Source organism: Streptomyces sp. NPDC012794, assembly GCF_042901085.1.
GTDB lineage: Bacteria > Actinomycetota > Actinomycetes > Streptomycetales > Streptomycetaceae > Streptomyces.
Window position 1 is genome coordinate 198484 of the sequence record NZ_JBIBCI010000006.1, and the last position, 18542, is coordinate 217025.

The following is an 18542-nucleotide window of genomic DNA, read 5'->3' on the forward strand; positions in this document are numbered from 1 at the left end:
CTTTCGTCGAGTCGGCACATTGAAGCACAGTCCGTCAACCCGCGGCAGGGTGAACGGACATGACCATTCACGGCCTCCGCGATCAAGCTGTGTTGACTTATCGTTCACCCCGTGTTTGGTTTATTCGGCGATCAGTTCAGCCATTCCCAGCGCAACTTCTGCACACCAAGCAGGCGGTTATGCCGGGACGGAGAACCATGCTCTTGGGGGAAACTCTCTTGCCGTCTGCCGACCACTCCTTCGGCTTTGTGTTCTGCGGTGGAGGACCCGCAGCACTCGGCCCGGTCATCACCGCCGCCCGCTCCGGCCGCCTCGACGAGCTGCTCGGCCGGGGCATCGCCCTCGTCGAACCAGGACCCGTCGGACCCGGCGGCCTCGCCCACTACCGCATCGGCGCCAACTCCCTCGGCGGCCCCTTTCTGGAGTGCCTCGACGGCCTCGGCGACACCGGCCCCTTCGCCGCACTCCACGACCTGCCCGAGACCCGGCTGCTGAGGGCCCACGCCGACGGCCACCCGCCGCTGTCGGTGGTCGCCCCCTTCCTGACCCGTCTCGGCGCCGTCGTGGCCGGCCTGCTGGAGGCGCACCCGCGCTGCGAGGTCCTGCGGGACCGCGCCGAGGCCGTCCGGCTCACCCCCGAAGGCGTCGTCGTCACCACCGGCTCCGGCCGCGGGATCACCGCCCGGCGCGCCGTACTCGCGACCGGCGGCCGCCCGCTCACCGGGTACGCGGACGCCGAGGTGGCACCCGGCCTGGAACTGGCCCCCCACCGCGACAAGGTCGTGCACTCCTCGTCGCTTATCGACGCCCGCCACACCCCGCCCCCCGCACGCGGCAAGGCCGTCGTCGTGGGCGGCTCGCACAGCGCCTGGTCCGCCGTCGACCTGCTGCTGGCGGGGGACACCGACGGGATCACAATGATCCACCGCACCGCCCTGCGGCTGTGGTACGACAGCGCCGACGAGGCCCGCGCCGATGGCTACGCCTTCGACGCCGAGCTCGACGTCTGTCCGGTCAACGGCCGCGTCAACCGCTACGGCGGCCTGCGCGGCCGCGCCCACGAGCTGGCCAGGGCCGCGCTCGGGCTGCCCGGCGCGGCCCCCGCACCCGTGCGCCTGCTCCGCGCCGGCGACCCGAGGGACACCGAAGCGGCCCACAAGGCGCTCGCCGAGGCCGACGTCATCGTCATGGCCAACGGCTTCGAGGCCGACCTGCCGCCCCTGCACCACGCCGACGGCACCGCGCTCACCCCGGCCACCGGCCCCACCGGCACAGTCGTCACGGACCGGGGCCACCTCGTGGACGTCCACGGCACGGCCCACCCACGGCTCGTCGCGTACGGGCTGGGAGCCGGCCTGGCCCCCTCCGCCGACATCGGCGGCGAACCGAGCTACACCCGCAGAGCCGACGGCGTCTGGCTCTACCAGCACGACATCGGCGAGATCGTCCTCGACGACCTGCTGCACACCACGACCACGGGGGAGAACCACACATGAAAAGGCCGACCAAGGCAGTCGTCCTCGCCGCGGGACTGGGCCGCCGTCTCGGGCTCGACCACGCCAAGCCGCTGCTCCCGGTGGCCGGCACTCCCATCCTGCTCCGCACGCTCGACAGTCTCGCCGCCGCGGGCGTGCGCCAGGCCGTCCTCGTCGTCGGCCACCTCGCCGACGAGGTGCGCGCCGCGGTGGGGGAGACCCACGCGGGCATGAGCGTCACGTACGTCCACTCCGACGCCTACCGCACCACCAACAACGCCTACTCCCTGTGGCTGGCCCGCGAAGAGCTGGACCAGGACGTCTACCTCGTCGAGGGCGACGTGGTCTTCGACCCCGAACTGCCCCTCGCCCTCGCCGCCGCGGACGGTGAGGTGATCACCGCCGTGGCTCCGCACCGCCCTCCGATGAACGGCACCGTCGTCACCCTCGGGGCCGACGGCACCGTCTCGGCGATGCTGCTGCCCGCCCAGCAGGGTCCCGGGATCGACCTCGGCGAGACCTTCAAGACCGCCAACGTCCACCTGCTGCGCGAGCGCTACCTGCGCGAGGAGTTCGTACCCGCGCTCACCGCCCTGATCGCCGACGGCGGCCACGGCGCCTACTACGAGCTGGTCATCGCCGACACCGTCACCGGCGGCCGCTTCCCCGTCCACGGCGTCGACTGCGGCCACCTGCGCTGGTACGAGGTGGACGACCTCACCGACCACGCCGCCGCCGAGTACCTCTTCGCCGACGACGACGACCGGCTGACCATCCTGGAGAACCTCCACGGCGGCTACTGGCGCTACGACCTCGTCGACCACCGCCTCCTGTACAACCTGTACTTCCCGCCGGCGTCCCTGGTGGACGAGCTCGCCCACGACTTCCGCGACGCCCTCGTCCACTACCCCGTCGGCCACCTGCCGCTCCAGCAGCTCCTCGGAGCCGCGATCCGCCAGCCGGCCGACCGACTGGTCGTCGCCAACGGCGCCTCCGAACTCATCAAGATCCTCGGCGGCCTGCTCGGCCGCGTCGGGCTCGTCGTCCCGGGCTTCAACGAGTACGAGGCCGTCTTCGACGAGGCCGACATCCACCGCATCCACCTGCCCGCCCCGGCCTTCACCATGGACCCCGCACGGGTCGCCGAGGAAGCAGGGCGGGCCGGCGTGGCCGCCGTGATCATCACCTCGCCCAACAACCCCACCTCGATGGCCGTCCCGCGCGCCGACCTCGTCACCCTGGCCCGCCTGCTGGCCGCCGCCGGGATCCGGCTGGTCGTGGACGAGTCCTTCGTGGACTTCTGCGCACCGGGCCACAGCCTGGAGCCCGACCTTGCCGAACTGCCCGGCCTGACCGTCGTCAAGAGCATGAGCAAGGTCTACGGCATCGGCGGACTGCGCCTGGGCTACCTGCTCTCGGCGGACCTCGGCTTCGTCGCCGACGTCCGCGCCGCCCTGCCCATCTGGAACGTCAACGGCTTCGCCGAATCCTTCCTGCGACTGCTGCCCCGCTACCGGGACGCCTTCGCCGCCAGCTGCGCCCAGGTCCGGCGAGACCGCGACGAACTCGCCGGCCTGCTCGCGGCCCTGCCCGGCGTCACGGTCTACCCCCCGGACGCCAACTACGTGATGCTGCGCCTGCCGGAGGGCACCTCCGCGCTCGACGTCGTCCGGCGCACCTTCTCCGGCCACGGCATCCTCATCAAGGACTGCGGCGGCAAGTCCATGCCGGACGGCGACCGCTACCTCAGGGTGGCCTGCCGCGCCCCCCAGGAGAACGCCCGGCTGGCCGACGCGCTCGCCGCCGTCATGGCCGAACGGCCCACCCCCCTGGCCACGGGGGCCTCCTGATGCCCGCCGCGTCCCGCCGGGACGAGATCCATGCCGCGCTGAAGTCGGTACTGCGCCCGCACGACCGCCTGATGGTGCTGCACTCCAGCCTGTTCGCATTCCGCACCCCCGCCGAGGGGCTGCGCGGGGACCTGCTCGCCGCACTGCGCGCACTGGTCGCCGAGGGCATCACCGTCGCCTTGCCCGCCGTCACTTTCGAGTTCTGCCGGACGAAGGAGTACCACCACCGCACCTCCGCCCCCAACACGGGCGTCCTCGTCGAATGGTTCCTCGGCCTGCCCGAGGTCCGCCGCACCCCCCACCCCGTGTACTCCTTCGCCGTGGCCGGCCCCCTCGCCGACGAGCTGGCGGCCTGCCCGCCCGACACCGCCTTCGGCGCGGGCACCGTCTTCGAGGTGTTCGAACGCCACGACGCGCGGATCGTCACCCTCGGCGCCGAATGGAACTCCTGCACCCAGGTCCACCGCTACGAGGAGCTCGGCAAGGTCCCGTACCGCCACCCCATGACCGTGAGCGGCACCGCCGACTTCGGCGCCGGACCCGTCGCCGTGGACCTCGAGATGATCGTCCGCGACACCGCCCTGAACTCCACCCTGGACTTCACCCCCGTCTTCGACCGGCTGCGCGAGGACGGCGCGCTCGCCCGCACCGGCCTGTGGGGGGCCGCCGTGGAGGCGGTGTCCACCCGTGAACTGGCCCGCACGTGCGACGAGCTGATCACCGCGGACCCGTACGTCCTGGTCCGCGAACCCCGCGTGATCGAGCACCGGGCCCGCCAGCTTGCCGCCGCGCCCGTACGGCTGGCCCTGCTGGGCACCCGCAACCTGGAGATCCTCGCCGCCGAGATCAGCGCCGAGGGACGGCGGGTCCTCGGCTCCGCGCCGCACACCGTCTACGCGCCCGAGTACGGCACTCTCGCCCGCCAGATCCACGACCCGGCCTCCGGCCTGCGCGGATTCGACCCGCACGTGAGCTTCTTCACCGACCGGCTGGAGGACGTCCTCGCCTCCGACACCCTCGGCCCCGCCGACGGCGAACGCCTCGCCGCGGCGATGGAGCACTACACCGGCCTGGTCCGCGCCTACGCCGAGACCACCGACCGGCCGGTCTTCGTCCTCTCCTTCGCCCCCCTCCAGCCCTCCCCGCTGTCCACCGGCCCCCTGCTGCGCGAGGCGGACCGGCTGCTGCGGGAGGCCCTCGACGGCCACGAACACGTCCACGTCGTCGAACTGTCCGAGATCATCGCCCGCGCCGGCGGCGGTCCCCTCGTCGACCAGCGGCTGTGGCTGGTGGGCCGCGTTCCCTACGGCGCCGCCCTGAGCCGCGCGCTGGCCCGCAGGTTCTGGGGACTCACCCTGTCGGTGACCGGCCGCACCGCACGGGTCATCGTCACCGACCTCGACAACACCCTGTGGCACGGGGTCGTCGGCGAGGACGGCATCGACGGCATCCAGATCGGCACCGACCACCCGGGCAACGCGCACAGCAGGCTCCAGCGCGCCCTCAAAACCCTGCGCGAACAGGGAGTCGCCCTCGCCATCAGCAGCAAGAACGACGAGGACCTCGCTCTGCGCGCGATCCGGGAGCACTCCGGGATGGTGCTGCGCGAGGAAGACTTCGTCGCGACGGAGATCAGCTGGCGGCCCAAGGCCGAAGCCATCGCCGACATCGCCGAACGCCTCAACGTGGGCCTCGGACACGTGCTGTTCCTCGACGACAACCCCGTGGAGCGCGCCCGCGTCCGGGAGTTCCTGCCCCAGGTGATCGTGCCGGAGCTGCCCGAGGACCCCGCCGGGTACGCCGACGCCCTGCTCGACAGCCCCTACACCACCGTGTTCAACGTGACCGACGCCGACCGGCGCCGCACCGAGCAGTACCGCGCCCGCGAGAAGGTGCGACGCCAACGGCGCGGCTTCGAGCGGATCGAGGACTTCTACGCCTCGCTCGGCACCGAACTGCACATCGGCCCCCTGACCGAGGGCAACACGGCGCGCGCCGAACAACTCTGCGCGAAAACCAACCAGTTCAACACGACGACCCGCCGGTACACCCGCGCCGAACTGCGCCGCCTCGCCACGGCTCCCGACTCGGACGTGTTCGTCCTCGCCGTGGCCGACCGGTTCAGCGCCCGCGAGGACCTGGGCCTGCTGGTGCTCACCCACCAGGGCACCGAGAGCACCGTGGACACCTACCTGCTGTCCTGCCGCGTCCTGGGACGCGGCGTCGAGGAGGGCGCACTGCGCTGGCTGGCGGCGTCCCTGGCCGCCGGCGGACGCACCCGCCTGCACGGGCTCGTCACCCCGACCGAGCGCAACGCGCCCTGCCGCTCCGTGTTCGCGGACGCCGGCTTCGGACCCGGAGCGGCCGAGGGGACCTGGCGGCTGGACCTGACCGGCGAGCACCACGCCCCCGCGTGGCTGCGGATCGTCGACCACACCGAGGCGGAGAACCACCGTGCATGACGTCAAGCCGGGCGACATCGCCCACAGCAGCCACACCTTCACCGCGGCCGAGTTCACGGCCTTCGCCGCCGTCACCGGAGACCACAACCCCCTGCACCACGACGCCGGGCACGCCGCCGAGACCGAGTTCGGCGCACCGATCGTCCCCCTCGTGATGACCCTCGGCCCGGTGTCCGCGCTGATCGGCATGGTGCTGCCCGGACCCGGGGCGGTCATCCTCGGCACGGAGTTCCGCCCCGTGCGCCCCGTCTCCTTCGGCCGGCCCGTCCACTACTCGCTGCGCGTGACCGCGGTCAGCGGGGCCGGCGTACTGACCTGCCGGGTGCTGGCGTACCAGGACCGCGAGGTCGTACTCGAGGGGGAGGTCCGCAGCACCGCCCGCGCCCCGCGCCCGCGCCCCGACGCGACCACCGGCGGACTGCTGATCCCGGCCGACGCGGCCCGCACCGCCGTCGTCACCGGCGCCGCCGGGGACATCGGCTCGGCCGTCGCCCGTGAACTGGCCCGCCAGGGCTGGGACCTGGCGCTCGTACACCGCGGCGGCGCCGAGGAAGTCGTACGGCAGTGCGAGGAGGCCGGAGCCACCGTGCACTCGGTGACGGCCGACCTCGCCGACCCCGCCGCCCGCGGGGCCGCGGCCGGGAAGCTCGCCGCGCTGCGACCGGCCGCCCTGGTGCACGCCGCCGCCGCACCGCTGGCCGCCGGCCACGCGGCACACCTGGAGGTGGGCTACGCGGCACTGCGCGACCTGGCCGACGCGGTCCTCGACGGGATGCTGCTGCGCCAGCGCGGCAGCGTCGTCCTGATCGGCTCGGAGGCCGTCCGCTACCATCCGCGTGGCTGGTCGGACTACATCGCCGGCAAGGCCGCCGCCGAGAGCGTGCTGCACGGCATCGACCGCCACCACGGCGCCCACGGCATCCGCGCCGTCGTCGTGGAGCCGGGCTACGTCCAGGGCCGCTACTCGGCCGATGTACGCCCCGAAGGGCTCGGCCTGCTGCCCGAGGAGGTGGCCGAGGCCGTCGCCGCCGAAGCCGCCGATACGGACGCCCCCGCGCGGCGGGTGTGGCTCACCACGGGCGGCGCCACCCGCTTCGCCCTCGACGGCACCCCCGAGGGCGCCGCCGTACCGTCACGGGACGGCGCCCCGGCCCCGCGTACGGCCGCCGCCGCACCCGCCGCCGCGCCCGGGGACCTCGCCGACCGGGTGGAGGCCGCCGTGCGCGGGGTCCTGGGCCCGGGCGTCGACGTACGCGGCGGCGGGGTCGGGCTCACCCCGGGCTGGGACTCGCTGGGCCAGCTGCAGATCGTCCTCGCGGTGGAGGCGGAGTTCGGCATCCGGCTTCCCGCCTCCGCCCTCACCGGCGCCGGCCGCTTCGACCGGCTGGTCCGGGTCGTCGCCGAGCAGGCCGGGACGTGAGCGTGCGGTCAGTTCCAGCAGGGGCAGGCCACCGGGCGGGCGGTGAACACCTTGTCCGGGTCCGGCTCGGGGGCGACCCGTCCGGCCGGCGGAACCAGCGTGAAGTCGCCGGCCGGGTCGACCTGGTCGAAGGAGGCGAACAGGTGGGTGCGCGGGAACCAGTCGCCGAACGGGGCCGTGGCCGCGCCGATGCCGATGAACTCGCTGCCCGTCGCCACGGCGGCCCGTACGTCCCAGGGGCCGTCGCCCACGCACACCACCCGCTCGAAGCCGCCGCCGTTGCGCTCGACGGCCTGGTGGACGGCCTCGCGCACCACGTGCTCGCGGAAGGTGTGCTCGCTCGCGGTGGACACCGGGCCGCCGGCCCCGCCGCCCAGCGGCGCCAGCTTGGCCGCGGTCACCTCCCGCAGGCCGCCCGTGGCGAAGGCCACCGCGTACGCGCCGTCGGCCTCCAGCGCCCGCAGGAAGGCGGCGGCGCCCGGTATCTCCTCGACGCCCTCGCGGGCGGTCACGGCCAGGAAGCGCTCGTTCAGCAGGCCGGCGAACCGCTGGACCTCGGCCTCGCCGGGGAGGCGGCCGGTGTTGTGGCGGAAGACCTCGCGGAAGATCCACGAGTCGGTGTGGTGGGCGTAGCCGCCCCACGCCGAGTCGATGTCGGTGAGCCCGCAGTCCTCCAGCGCCGCGTGGAAGGCGGCCTGATGGGGGGCGACGCTGCGCAGCAGCGTGCCGTCGATGTCGAAGACGATCAGGGTGGTCATGTCCTGCTCCCTCGGTCGGCTGAACGGACTTTTCAAGATCGTAGGGGAAGGGGCTGGACATGCCGTCGAACGTGACCGGGCACACCGCCCGGGTGATCCGGCTGGAAGCGGAAGCCGTCGCGGCGGCCGAAGCGCTCGCGCGGGCGGCGGGCACCACGGCCGAGCGGGTGCTCGGCACGGCGTGCGCGGCGCTGGTGGCGCGGCTGTGCCGGTCCGACAGCGAGACCCTCGCCGCCGGGCCGGCCGCGGGCGCGGCGGCCGACGGACCGTCCGCCCTGCGACGGCCCGACGGTGCCGCCGAGTTCCCCCTCGCCGGCGTGCCGGACGACATCGCCGTCGCGATCGCCGACGCGGCGGGCCCCTTCGTCGCCGCGGCGCTGGCCGAACCGGGCCGTCCGCTCGGCGAGCTCGACCTGACGGACGAGACCCACTGGAAGCAGCTCTCGGCCTGGTCCGGCGAGGACACCGGGCCCGTCGAAGAGCCGGTGCACCGGATGTTCGCCGCCTGGGCGTCCCGCCGGCCGGACGCCGTCGCGGTGTCCTGCGACGGCGGCTCCCTGACCTACCGCGAGCTCCTGGAGTACGCCAACGGCATCGCCCGCGCGCTGCGGGACCGCGGCATCGGCGCCGGGGACGCCGTGGGGCTGCTGTTCGAGCGGAGCGCGGAATCCGTGGCGGCGACCGTCGCCGTGGCGATGGCCGGGGCCACCGCCGTGCCGCTCGACCCGCACTACCCCGCGCCCCGGCTGCGCCTGATGCTGGAGGGCCCGGCCGTGGCCCTCACCCTGACGGCCGGGCCCCCCGAGCCCGGAGCCGCCGCGCTGCCGGGGGCCACCCTCAGCGTGCTCGGCATCGCCCCCCGCACGGAAACACCGGACGCACCGGCCCCCGAGGTGGCCACGGTGATGTACACCTCCGGGTCGACCGGGCAGCCCAAGGGCGTCCGCCTCACCCACCGGGGCATCGCCCGCCTCACCCGCGACGAACGGATCGACTTCGGCCCCGGCGACACGGTCCTGCACCTGGCGCCCGCCACCTTCGACGCGGCGCTGCTGGAGGTGTGGTGCACCCTGGCCCGGGGCGCCCGCCTGGAGGTCGCCCCGCCCGGCCCGCTGACCCTGACCGAGCTGGCCGACCTGATCACCGCACGGTCGGTCAGCGCGCTCTGGCTCACCGCCGGACTGTTCCACCAGCTGGCCGAGCACCGCCCCGACGCCTTCGCGGGCGTACGGAGGCTGTTCACCGGCGGCGACGTCGTCTCCCCGCACCACGTCGCCACCGTACTGTCCCGCCACCCCGGCCTCACCGTGGTCAACGGGTACGGCCCCACCGAGAACACCACCTTCACCTGCTGCCACCCGCTGAGGGAACCCCCGGCGCCGGGAGCGGCCACCGTCCCCATCGGCACCCCCGTCCGCGGTACCCGGGTGTACGTGGTCGACCGCTCCGGCCACCCCGTCCCCCCGGGCGCGCCGGGCGAGCTGTGGGCGGCCGGGGACGGCCTGGCGGCCGGCTACCTGAACCTCCCGGAACAGACCTCCGAGCGCTTCCCCGTACCCGCGTCCGGACGGCTGCGCGGCATCCGCTGCTACCGCACCGGAGACCTCGCCCGCTTCCGGCCGGACGGAACCCTGGAGTTCCTCGGCCGAGAGGACGGCCAGGCCAAGATCAACGGCCACCGGATCGAACCCGGCGAGATCGAACAGGCCGTCCTCGCCCAGCCCGGCGTACGGGGCGCCTGCGTCCTCGTGGAGAGCGACCCCCTCGGCGGCAAACGGCTCGCCGCGTACATCGAGGGCGACGACCGGAAACTGGCCAAGGCCGTCCGGGCGGGGCTGCGCGCCGCCCTGCCGGCCTACCTGGTGCCCGCCCGCTACATCGTCATCGACAGGCTTCCGTTGACCGCCAACGGAAAGATCGACAGGAACCGGCTGCGCGCCGGAGAGAGCGAGTCCCGATGAACACCCCCGTACGGGAGACCGTGGAGCGGATCTGGTCCGAGGTCCTCGGCACCGCCATCGACGAGGAGTCCGACTTCTTCCTCCTCGGCGGCCATTCCCTGCTCGCCACCCAGATGGTGGCCCGGCTGGAGGCGGCCCTCGGTGTCCGGGTCACCATGCGCGAGGTCCTCGAGTACCCCGAGTTCGGCGAGTTCGCCGACCTGGTCGCCGAGCGCGCCGCCACCGGCCTCCCCACCGCCTAGGAGCACACGCACATGTCCGCACCACTGTCCCTGCCGACCCTGAGCTACCAGGAGGGCCGGCTGCTGATGGACGAGCGCGGCCGCGCCCTCGGCGTCCCCTCGGTCCGTACGATCTCCCAGGCCTACCGGGTCCGCGGGCCGCTGGAGCTGCCCCTGCTGGACCATGCCCTGGCCCGGCTGGCGCAGCGCCACGAGGCCCTGCGCACCCGGTTCGACGGCCCCCGGCGGCAGACCGTGCACCCGGCCGTCACCCTGCGCGCCGAGGTGCACGACGCCCACGGCGACGAGGCCGCGGCGGTCGCCCTGGTGCGGACCGAGGCGGACCGCCCGCTCCCGGCCGAACGCGAGGAGCGGCTGAGGGTCAGTGTGGTGCGGGTCGGGGACGAGGACCACTTCGTCGTCCTAGTCTTCGACCACCTCGTCGTCGACGGCTGGGCACGCGGCGTGCTCACCGACGAACTCTCCGCCCTCTACCGGGAGCCGGCGGCCGGCCGCGAGGCGCGGCTGCCGGAGGTCGCCTACGCCTACCGGGACCACGTACGCGAACAGAGCCGCCTGCTGGCGGGCCCCGACGGCGAGCGCATGATGTCCTTCTGGCGCGAGCGCCTGGCCGGCACCGGCGCGATACCCCGCCTGGACGTTCCCAAGCGGGAGCCCGGCGCCACGCCGGAAGGCGGCTACCAGGTCCGCCGGCTGTCCCCGGAACTCGTCGCCGAGGTCCGGGGGTTCGCCGCCAGGGAGCGGGTCACCCTCTTCATGCTGGTGCTGTGCGCCCTCAACGTCGCCCTGCGCGAGCACACCGGCAAGGACGACCAGGCCGTGGCGGTCAACGTCTACAACCGGGAGACGGAGGGCCGCGAGAACCTGGTGGCCCCGCTCGCCGAACTCCTCGTCGTACGCAGCGACCTGTCCGGCGCCGGCACCTTCCGGGCGGCCCTCCGCCGCGTGCGCTCCGACAGCCTCGACGCCCAGGAGAACGCCGCCGTCCCCTTCGCCGAACTGGTGAAGGCCCTCAACCCGCAGGAGTACGCCGACCCGGACGTCCCCATCGGCGTCGTCCTCAACATGCTCTACTCCCAGCTCCACGGCGGCGGCCTCGACCTGACACCCGCCACCACCACCCCCTTCCCCCTGTCGGACGAGGGCTTCCGCCCGCGCAGCGAGCTGATGCTCGTCGGTGAAGCGGGGGGCGACGAGCTGACGCTGGCCGCGTACTACCAGGCCGACCGGCTGCCCGAGGCCTTCGTCACCGGCCTGCTGGACCGCCTGGTCGCCCTCCTGGAGACCGTCGTCCGCGAACCGCTGCTGCCGCTGGACGGCGACCGTGACTGACCGCCGCGACGAGGGCCTGCTGCGCGCCGCGTTCATCGTCTCCACCTGCGGGGACTGGGTGTTCCGCTTCGCGCTGCCGCTGCTGGTGCTCCAGCTGACCGGTTCGGCCTTCCTGGCCGCGTTCACCTACGCGCTGGAGTTCGTCCCGTACGTCCTGGTCGGGCTGTTCAGCGGAGTGGTCGCCGACCGGGCGGACCGGCGCCGCCTGATGACCGGCTGCGACCTGTGCTCGGCCGTGGTGGTCGGCGGGATCGGCCTGCTGTGCCTGCTGGACAGCCCGCCCGTGTCCGTGGTGTACGTCGCCGCGTTCGTGCTGGCCTGCATGCGCCCGCTGTACTTCCCCGCCTTCCAGGGCTTCCTGATGGAACGGGTCCCGCAGGAGCGGCGCGCGGTGATGAACGCGTGGGTCCAGGGGTCGGAGAGCCTGCTCAACATGCTCGGGCCGATCGCGGGCATCAGCGTCGTCGCCTTCCTCGGACCGGCCGCGGCCAGTGGCGTCAACGCCGTCTCGTTCGCCCTGTCGGCCCTCCTCGTCTTCCTCACCGCCGCCTCCCCGGCGACCGCCGCGAGGACCCCGCTGCGCGAGGCGGTGCGCGGGATGGGCCCCGACCTGCTCACGGGATTCCGGCTCCTGTTCGCCGAACCCGTGCTCCGGCAGGGCACCATCCTGCTGACCCTGACCAACTTCGCGGTGCACGCCGTCGAGGCGAACCTCGTGTACGTGGTCACGGACGCCACCGGCCAGTCGAGCTTCGTCCTCGGGCTGGTCGTCGCCGCCCAGGGCGCGGGCGCGGTGGCGGGCGCCGCCTTCGTGCCCCGGCTGCTGAAACGCTTCAGCGAGGGCCGGCTGCTGTCCGCCGGGATGGGCGCGCTCGCCGTGGCCCTGCTGGCCCCCGCCGTCACCGCGGACGTCCGGCTCCTCGCCCCGGCCTGGGCCGTGGCGGGTGCGGCGACCTCTCTGATCGTGGTCGGCTGGTTCACGTACCGGCAGAGGGTCATCGACGCCGAGTTCATGGGCCGGGTGGTCGCCGTGAACCGCGCCGTCTCCTTCGCGGCGATCCTGCCGGCCGCGCTGCTGGGCGGCTGGGTGGCGGCCGAGTTCGCGCCCGCCGCCCTGTTCGCCACCGCCGGCGTCGTGCAGGCGCTGGCCTGGATCGCCACGGCGGCGGGACTGGTCGGCAGGGCGGGGCGTACATCCGCCCCGGTGATCATGAAAGCCGGATGATGGGAGAGAATGCCCATCACCGGACATGACCACCCGAAGAAGGACAGGAGCGCACCCGTTGAACGAGGAGAGGCGCCAACAGGCCCGGGAGTTCCTCCAGCCGGGGGAGCACCTCATAGCCGTCTGCTCCCACGACCTCGGGCCAGGGGTCCCCACCCCTCCCGAGTCGATGCTCGCGCCCCCGGAGCCGGCCGGCCTCCAGCAGCGGATCGAGGCGAGGCTGTCCCGCCCGCTGCGGCACCTGGCCAAGCCCCGGGCGCTGGATCCGCGGCGGCCGAGGCCGGCCGGCGCGGCGGACCCCAGCGGCCGGACGTCCGACGCAACGGACGCCAAGGGCATGGAGGGCGGCTGGCAGAGCTCCGCCGGAGACTTCGTCATCAGCCGGGCCAACGTACGCGGTCCGCTCGCCTGCGTACTGGCCCTCACCGACCGGCGGTGGTTCGCCCTCGGCGACGTGTCGCCGCTGTGGCACACGACGCCGGTGATGAAGCAGTACTGGGAAGTGCCCCGTTCGGCCGTGGCCGCCGTACGTGCCAACCCGGGCGGCGCCGCGCAGTTCGGCCGTATGGACATCGAGTTCACCGACGGCTCCTGGGTCGCCCTCCTCGCCACGGTACCGGCGCACGCCATGCCCTTCGCCGCCGCCTCCGCCCGCTACCGCTGAACCTCTTCACGGTGCGGGGCAGTTGTACTGCGCCTCCATCGGCACGGTGACGCAGTACACCCCCTTGCCGCGCGTCTCCTCCACCACGGCGGCGGGGACGGTGAACACGGCCGTCCTCGACCGGGGCATCACCACCGTGCCGATCTGGCGGACCAGCGAGGCGCTGTTGGAGGAGGCGTCGGCCGCGTACAGGCCCACGGGCAGTCGCGTGCCGGGCTCGAAGCCGTGGACGAGGATGCGGTGGCTGCCCTCGTCCACGCGCATGCGGTCCGGCCTGTCGGGGAGTTCGACCGGGTGGCTGTGCCGGGCGGACAGCGCGCCCTGGGTCGCCCGGATCGTGAGCTCGCCCGCGGCGGCGAGGTCCTCGCGCGCCGTGTCGGGCGGCACGAACCACCACTTCTCGCTCTGCAGGACGCCGTTGCCCAGTTCGTGCACCGTGAGCTCGCGATGGGCGAAGAGCGAGTCGGACGGTTCGAGCGTGCTGGAGGTCAGCCCGGAAGAGGCGGGCCGTGCCGTGGTCGTGTACTGCTTGCCACCGGCCGTGACGGTGACCTCGACGGGCTCACCGGGCGCGAATCCGTTCAGGCACAGCGCCACCTCGTCCGGGGTCAGCACCCGGTCCCGGCCGCGGATGTTCCCGATCCACACCGCGGGAACCTCGCCGGCCCCCGGGATCCGCCCCAGGTCGGCGGCGCAGTCCGGGACGGCCCCGTCACCGGCCGCGAGGAGCGTGATCTGCTGCGCCAGCAGCACGTCCGTGGCCGGGTCGGCGGTCACGGACGGTGACGCGGAGGGTGACGCGGACGACGGGACGGTCGGCGGTACGGTCGGCGCGACCGAGGTGGCGTCGGCGGCGCGGCTGGTGGTGACGGGCGGAACGGGCACGTCGGTGGCACCGCCCGAGGTGCCGGAGGTCGAGTCCGAGCCGCAGCCGGTGACGAGCCAGCCCAGCATGACGATGCCGGGGAGCAGGGTGCGTGGCCTCACGTGTATCAGGGTCCTTTCGACGGGGGGACGTCCTGCGGAGCCCCCGCGCAGGGGGCCTTCGCGGCCGTGGCCTGTTGCCGGAGCGCGTCCTCGATCTCCTCGTACCGCTGAGCGGTGATCTCCCCCTTGGCGCGGGCGTCGCGGAGCTGGCCGAGCGCCTCCCGCAGGTCCGCGCAGCCCGCCGCCAGGTCCCCGCCCCGGAATTCCCAGCCGGCCGCGAGCGCCTGCCACAGGCCGCGCCGGGCGAAGCCGCGCTCCTTGGCGACCGCCTCCTTCATGGTGGCCACCGCCCCCGCCAGGTCCCCCCGCCCGTAGGCGTGCACTGCCGCGATGGAAGTGGCCAGCACCCGCAGCTCCTCGACCGCCGCGCCGCCCCCCTGGGCGGAGCGGACGCGCGTCACGGCCCGCTCGATCGTCCCGTCGTCCCGGACGAGCCGCGCCGTCACCCGGCACAGCTCCACCTGGGCCAGGTTCACCGACGCCCGCAGCCGCCCGGTCTCGGTGAAGGCGTCGTCCGCCGCGAGGGCGCGCAGCTCGGCGGAGGCGGCGGCCAGCGCCTCGGCGTCCACCGTTCCGGGGAGGCAGCCGGGCTTCGGCCCGAGCGCCAGCTGGTACCGCGCACCCGCCAGGCTGAGGCGGGCGCGCAGGGCGATCGGCCCGTCCGGGGCGATGGCCCGGTAGTCGGCGCGGGCCGCCTCGAAGTACGGTGCCCGCCCGGCGGCCGGGAGGCCGACGGCGATCTGCTCCAGGGCGTGTCCGCGGAACAGGCGCACCAGGTCGGCCGTGACGAACTCGGACCCGTCGTCGCGGGTACCGTCCGCGGCCGGTGCCAGCAGCCGGTCCAGTTCCCGCCTGGCGTCGGCGACCCGGCCCGCCCGCCAGAGGTCGAGGGCATGCGTGAAGCCCGCCAGCCCGCGCGTACGGCGGGCCAGCTCGGCGATCACGTGCCTGCGGCCGGTGTCGGAGTTCCAGTCCTGGTCGAGCCGGATCGGGCCGCTCAGGTACCACCCGGCGAGCTCGGGCGCGTCGAGCACCTGCGCGGCCCGTACGTACACGGCCGGCCGCAGTCCGATCTGCCCGGCGGCGTCGGCGCTCACCAGGCCGCCGACGACGATCCCGGCGTTGGTCTCGTCGACGAAGCCGGCCGTCCAGTCGTCCAGCTTCCGGCGGTCCCGGCCGGTTCCGGCGAGCACCTCCAGCGGAGGCGAGGTGATCCGGGCGTAGTCCCGCGCCGTGCCGCCCTCCGGCAGCCGGCCCTCCAGCAGCGTCGCGGTGAAGGCCTCCGACACGTCGTCCAGGACCCGCTGGTCGTGGCCCGGACCGACGCCCGCGAAGCCGACCACGGCCACGCCCTGCGTCCCCGGCAGCCGGGCCAGGTCCGCAGGCGGCGGGCGCGGCCGGAAGACGACCACCAGAGCGGTGCAGGCGAGCAGGAAGACGGCCAGGCCCGCGACGGAGAGCCGGCGGGCCCGGCGGGACATCGCGGGCCGTTCCTTGAAGGCCTTCCTAACGGCGACGATCCCCCCGACCAGCACCGCGAACAGCACGAGCCCGGAGGCCACGGGGCTGGAGTGGATGCCGAGCAACTGGAGCAGCGGGCCCATCAGCGCCGAGAGGAGGGTGGTCGCGAGGGCCAGCAGGGCCAGCCCCCACGGCGGATTGGAACCGCCGTCCGTGGGCCCGGGGGGACGTGGCGGCCGGTCGGCGGGGTTCTCGTCGGGGGCGTCCTGCGGCCCGGGGCCGTCCACGGCGGCCTCCCTTCGGAACACGGTCGCGGCGCGCGGCGCGCACGGGGCCGCCCCCACCCTCGGGGCATCGGGCCCGCGTCCGCGGGTGGCGCGCCCCGCGGCCCGCGCATCCCCCACGTTCGGGCGAGCGGTCCGGCGGTACCGCCCGAGCGGGGCCGGCGGGGAAACGGTGGGATAATCCGGTTGGGGGGACAGGTGCGGCGCACCCGCTACGCAAGCTCGGGCGACCCGAAGGAGGAGCGTGGTGAGCACCCCCGCCGCTCGCATCGCTGACCTGCTGGAAGGCGTACCGACGCCCTCCAACCCCCGGCCCGCCCGCTACCCCGACCCGGCTCCGGTCCCGCCGCCCCGCCCCGACGGTCCAGCCGTCACCGTCACCGTGGTCTGGGGCGACCTCGTCGAGGTCCCCGCCGATCTGCACGTCACCGGGCACTACCGGTCCGTGGTCCCCGACGCGGCGGAACTCGCACTGGACCGCGCCATATCGGGCGGCCCCCGACCGCTGATCACCGAGCACACCCGGCTCGGCTGGATCGACGCCCAGCTCGGGCAGGTCACCTATTTCCCGTGCGGGACGGGCCCGGTACGGTCGGCCGCGGTCGTCGGCATGGGGCCGATGGGCACCCTCACCGAACCCCGCGCCGTCCAGCTGTACGCCTCCCTGCTGGGCGAGGCCGCCGCCGTCGGCCACGTCACGACGATGGCGACCGTCCTCATCGGCGCCGGCACCGGGAACCTCAGCGTCGGCCAGGCGGGCCGCGCCCTCGTCCGGGGCTTCGCCGCCGCCCTGGCCTCCATGGGCCCGCCGACGCCGCCACCCCGGCTCACCGAGGTCCTGGTCGTGGAGGTCGACCGGCTGCGCGCCGAACAACTGCTGCTCGCACTGACCGGCGCCGCCGCGAACCAGCCGCAGGTACGGATCCGGCAGGAACTCCGAGAGGAGAGGGGCGGCCTGCTGTTCGTCCCCTCCGCCGCCGTGTACGCGCTGACCGCGCTGTCCGGACTCGCCCGCCCGGCGGACGCCGCCGCCCCCGGCGGCCCGGATCCCCCCGTCGCCGAGCAGGCCCTGAGCGCCGTCCTGGCCGGATTCGAACCCGGCATCCGCGACAAGGTCCGCGAGCAGCTGGCCCGCCTCGCCGAGGTGGCCCGCACCGACCTCTCGCTGACGGTCCGCGGCCCCACCGCGCTCCAGGACGGCTCCGTACCCGTGCGGATGTCCGTCCAGTCCGGCACCGGCGGCCTGCGCTGGGCGGCCCTGACCGGGCGCGCCACCGTACCCGAACGCCTCGTCCCGGTGGACACCGACCTGCTGCGCGAGCTCGTGGGCCGGCTGACGGAACCCACCGTCGAGGACGCGCGCGGACTGCCCGGCCTGCTCTCCCGCTTCGTCGTCCCCACCGACTTCCAGCGGCTGCTCACCGACGACGCCACCGTGCTGCTGGAACTGGACCGCGACACGGCCTCCGTCCCCTGGGAGTTCCTGACGGAAGTCCAGCAGGCCGGCGTCGAGCGGCGCGACCCCCTCGCCATCCGCACCCAGCTCTCCCGCCAACTGCGCACCACCTACTCGCGCGTGCTGACGGAAGGAACGGCGGACGGACCACTGCGCGCACTGGTGATCGGCGACCCGGGAGATCCCGAGACGGGCCTCCAGCTGCCGGGCGCCCGCAGCGAGGCCCTCGCGGTCGCCGCCCGGCTCTCGGCCCTGGGCGTCCAGGTCAGCCTCTTCGTCGGCGCGGCGAACTCCACCCGCCAGCCGGGAGTGGAACCCGCCCGCCGGCTCGACGTCCTGCGGGCCCTGCTGTGCGGGCGCCACGACATCGTCCACTACTGCGGCCACAGCGCCTTCGACGTCTCCGGCACCGGACGGCGCTCCGGCTGGGTCTTCGCCGACGGCCTGCTGACCGAGCAGGAACTGGCCCTGCTCGAACGGCCCCCGCAGATCGTCGTGGCCAACGCCTGCTACACGGCCCGCCTCGGGTCCGCCGGCCCGGCCGGCACCCACGCCGGAGCGCCCGACGCGGCCGGCCGGAGCCCGTGGGGGAACCCGCAGGCAGCCCTCGTACCGAGCCTCGCCGACGAGTTCCTGCGCATCGGGGTCGGCCACTACATCGGGGCGGCCTGGCGGATCCCCGACGACCAGGCGGTCACCTTCGCCGAGGAGTTCTACTCCCACCTGTTCGCACGCGGTCCCGGCGAATCCGAACCGACGGTGGGCGCGGCCGTCCGGGCGGCGCGCAAGAAGCTCTACGAGCAGCGTGCCCGGGAGGAGCAGGAGGGCGGCGCCGACCGGCAGCGGTGGAGCTCGTGGGCCGCCTACCAGCACTACGGGGACGCGTCCGAACCCTTCCTCACGTCCGGGAACCCCTCTGACCGCCAGGGGGACGGCGGGGGCACCGCCTCCTAGGAGGCCGGCTC

General features: G+C 74.3%; 13 protein-coding genes. 10 read left to right on the forward strand and 3 right to left on the reverse strand.

All coding sequences use genetic code 11. From position 1 onward, the window contains the following. Nucleotides 1-218: 218 nt before the first annotated feature. Genes ACFY7H_RS14275 through ACFY7H_RS14290 form a run of 4 tightly spaced genes read left to right on the forward strand, consistent with a single transcriptional unit; the run spans nt 219 to nt 7207 of the window. The gene (locus ACFY7H_RS14275) at nt 219-1496 is read left to right on the forward strand and encodes a FrbG (protein WP_388937804.1); all 1278 of its coding nucleotides are present in this window, start codon (nt 219-221) and stop codon (nt 1494-1496) included. Beyond that, nucleotides 1493-3325: an aminotransferase class I/II-fold pyridoxal phosphate-dependent enzyme gene (locus tag ACFY7H_RS14280; protein ID WP_388937805.1), complete on the forward strand. Its 1833-nt coding sequence runs from the start codon at nt 1493-1495 to the stop codon at nt 3323-3325. The genes ACFY7H_RS14275 and ACFY7H_RS14280 overlap by 4 nt, the downstream gene beginning before the upstream one ends. After that, on the forward strand, nt 3325-5787 hold the full coding sequence (locus ACFY7H_RS14285) for an HAD-IIIC family phosphatase (protein ID WP_388937807.1): 2463 nt from the start codon (nt 3325-3327) through the stop codon (nt 5785-5787). The genes ACFY7H_RS14280 and ACFY7H_RS14285 overlap by 1 nt, the downstream gene beginning before the upstream one ends. After that, the gene (locus ACFY7H_RS14290) at nt 5780-7207 is read left to right on the forward strand and encodes an SDR family NAD(P)-dependent oxidoreductase (RefSeq protein WP_388937808.1); all 1428 of its coding nucleotides are present in this window, start codon (nt 5780-5782) and stop codon (nt 7205-7207) included. Before ACFY7H_RS14285 ends, ACFY7H_RS14290 begins: the two co-directional genes overlap by 8 nt. An 8-nt stretch (nt 7208-7215) precedes the next feature. On the opposite strand, the gene ACFY7H_RS14295 is transcribed toward ACFY7H_RS14290, so the two are convergent. Further along, on the reverse strand, nt 7216-7965 hold the full coding sequence (locus tag ACFY7H_RS14295; protein ID WP_388937810.1) for an HAD family hydrolase: 750 nt from the start codon (nt 7963-7965) through the stop codon (nt 7216-7218). 59 nt (nt 7966-8024) lie between these two features. Between ACFY7H_RS14295 and ACFY7H_RS14300 the strand changes: the two genes are divergently transcribed. From ACFY7H_RS14300 to ACFY7H_RS14320, 5 genes are read left to right on the forward strand one after another with little or no spacing between them, the layout of a single operon-like run. Then, entirely contained in the window at nt 8025-9926 is a 1902-nt protein-coding gene (locus ACFY7H_RS14300) for an amino acid adenylation domain-containing protein (RefSeq protein ID WP_388937811.1), read from the forward strand. Then, nucleotides 9923-10168, forward strand: coding sequence for a phosphopantetheine-binding protein (locus ACFY7H_RS14305; RefSeq protein WP_388937813.1), 246 nt, complete (start codon nt 9923-9925; stop codon nt 10166-10168). The genes ACFY7H_RS14300 and ACFY7H_RS14305 overlap by 4 nt, the downstream gene beginning before the upstream one ends. A gap of 12 nt (nt 10169-10180) precedes the next feature. Next, complete coding sequence (locus ACFY7H_RS14310; RefSeq protein WP_388937814.1) at nt 10181-11500, forward strand: condensation domain-containing protein; 1320 nt, start codon at nt 10181-10183, stop codon at nt 11498-11500. Next, nucleotides 11493-12725: an MFS transporter gene (locus ACFY7H_RS14315; protein WP_388937816.1), complete on the forward strand. Its 1233-nt coding sequence runs from the start codon at nt 11493-11495 to the stop codon at nt 12723-12725. The genes ACFY7H_RS14310 and ACFY7H_RS14315 overlap by 8 nt, the downstream gene beginning before the upstream one ends. 58 nt (nt 12726-12783) lie before the next feature. Beyond that, nucleotides 12784-13389 carry a hypothetical protein gene (locus tag ACFY7H_RS14320; RefSeq protein WP_388937817.1) on the forward strand — a complete coding sequence of 202 codons (606 nt, stop codon included), beginning with the start codon at nt 12784-12786 and terminating at the stop codon, nt 13387-13389. A 6-nt stretch (nt 13390-13395) separates the two neighbouring features. On the opposite strand, the gene ACFY7H_RS14325 is transcribed toward ACFY7H_RS14320, so the two are convergent. Together ACFY7H_RS14325 and ACFY7H_RS14330 are read right to left on the reverse strand one after the other, a co-directional pair. Further along, entirely contained in the window at nt 13396-14376 is a 981-nt protein-coding gene (locus tag ACFY7H_RS14325) for a hypothetical protein (protein WP_388937819.1), read from the reverse strand. A 5-nt stretch (nt 14377-14381) separates the two neighbouring features. Beyond that, entirely contained in the window at nt 14382-16124 is a 1743-nt protein-coding gene (locus ACFY7H_RS14330) for a hypothetical protein (RefSeq protein WP_388937821.1), read from the reverse strand. Between the two features lie 244 nt (nt 16125-16368). Here ACFY7H_RS14330 and ACFY7H_RS14335 point away from each other — a divergent pair, with 244 nt between their 5' ends. Beyond that, nucleotides 16369-18531 carry a CHAT domain-containing protein gene (locus tag ACFY7H_RS14335; RefSeq protein WP_388937823.1) on the forward strand — a complete coding sequence of 721 codons (2163 nt, stop codon included), beginning with the start codon at nt 16369-16371 and terminating at the stop codon, nt 18529-18531. The last annotated feature ends 11 nt before the right edge of the window (nt 18532-18542 follow it).

What these genes read in the sequence shown, in the direction of transcription:
- ACFY7H_RS14280 (WP_388937805.1), top strand. Translation starts at nt 1,493, where the DNA reads ATGAAAAGGCCGACCAAGGCAGTCGTCCTCGCCGCGGGACTGGGCCGC.
- ACFY7H_RS14285 (WP_388937807.1), top strand. Translation starts at nt 3,325, where the DNA reads ATGCCCGCCGCGTCCCGCCGGGACGAGATCCATGCCGCGCTGAAGTCG.
- ACFY7H_RS14295 (WP_388937810.1), bottom strand. Translation starts at nt 7,965, where the DNA reads ATGACCACCCTGATCGTCTTCGACATCGACGGCACGCTGCTGCGCAGC.
- ACFY7H_RS14300 (WP_388937811.1), top strand. Translation starts at nt 8,025, where the DNA reads ATGCCGTCGAACGTGACCGGGCACACCGCCCGGGTGATCCGGCTGGAA.
- ACFY7H_RS14305 (WP_388937813.1), top strand. Translation starts at nt 9,923, where the DNA reads ATGAACACCCCCGTACGGGAGACCGTGGAGCGGATCTGGTCCGAGGTC.
- ACFY7H_RS14310 (WP_388937814.1), top strand. Translation starts at nt 10,181, where the DNA reads ATGTCCGCACCACTGTCCCTGCCGACCCTGAGCTACCAGGAGGGCCGG.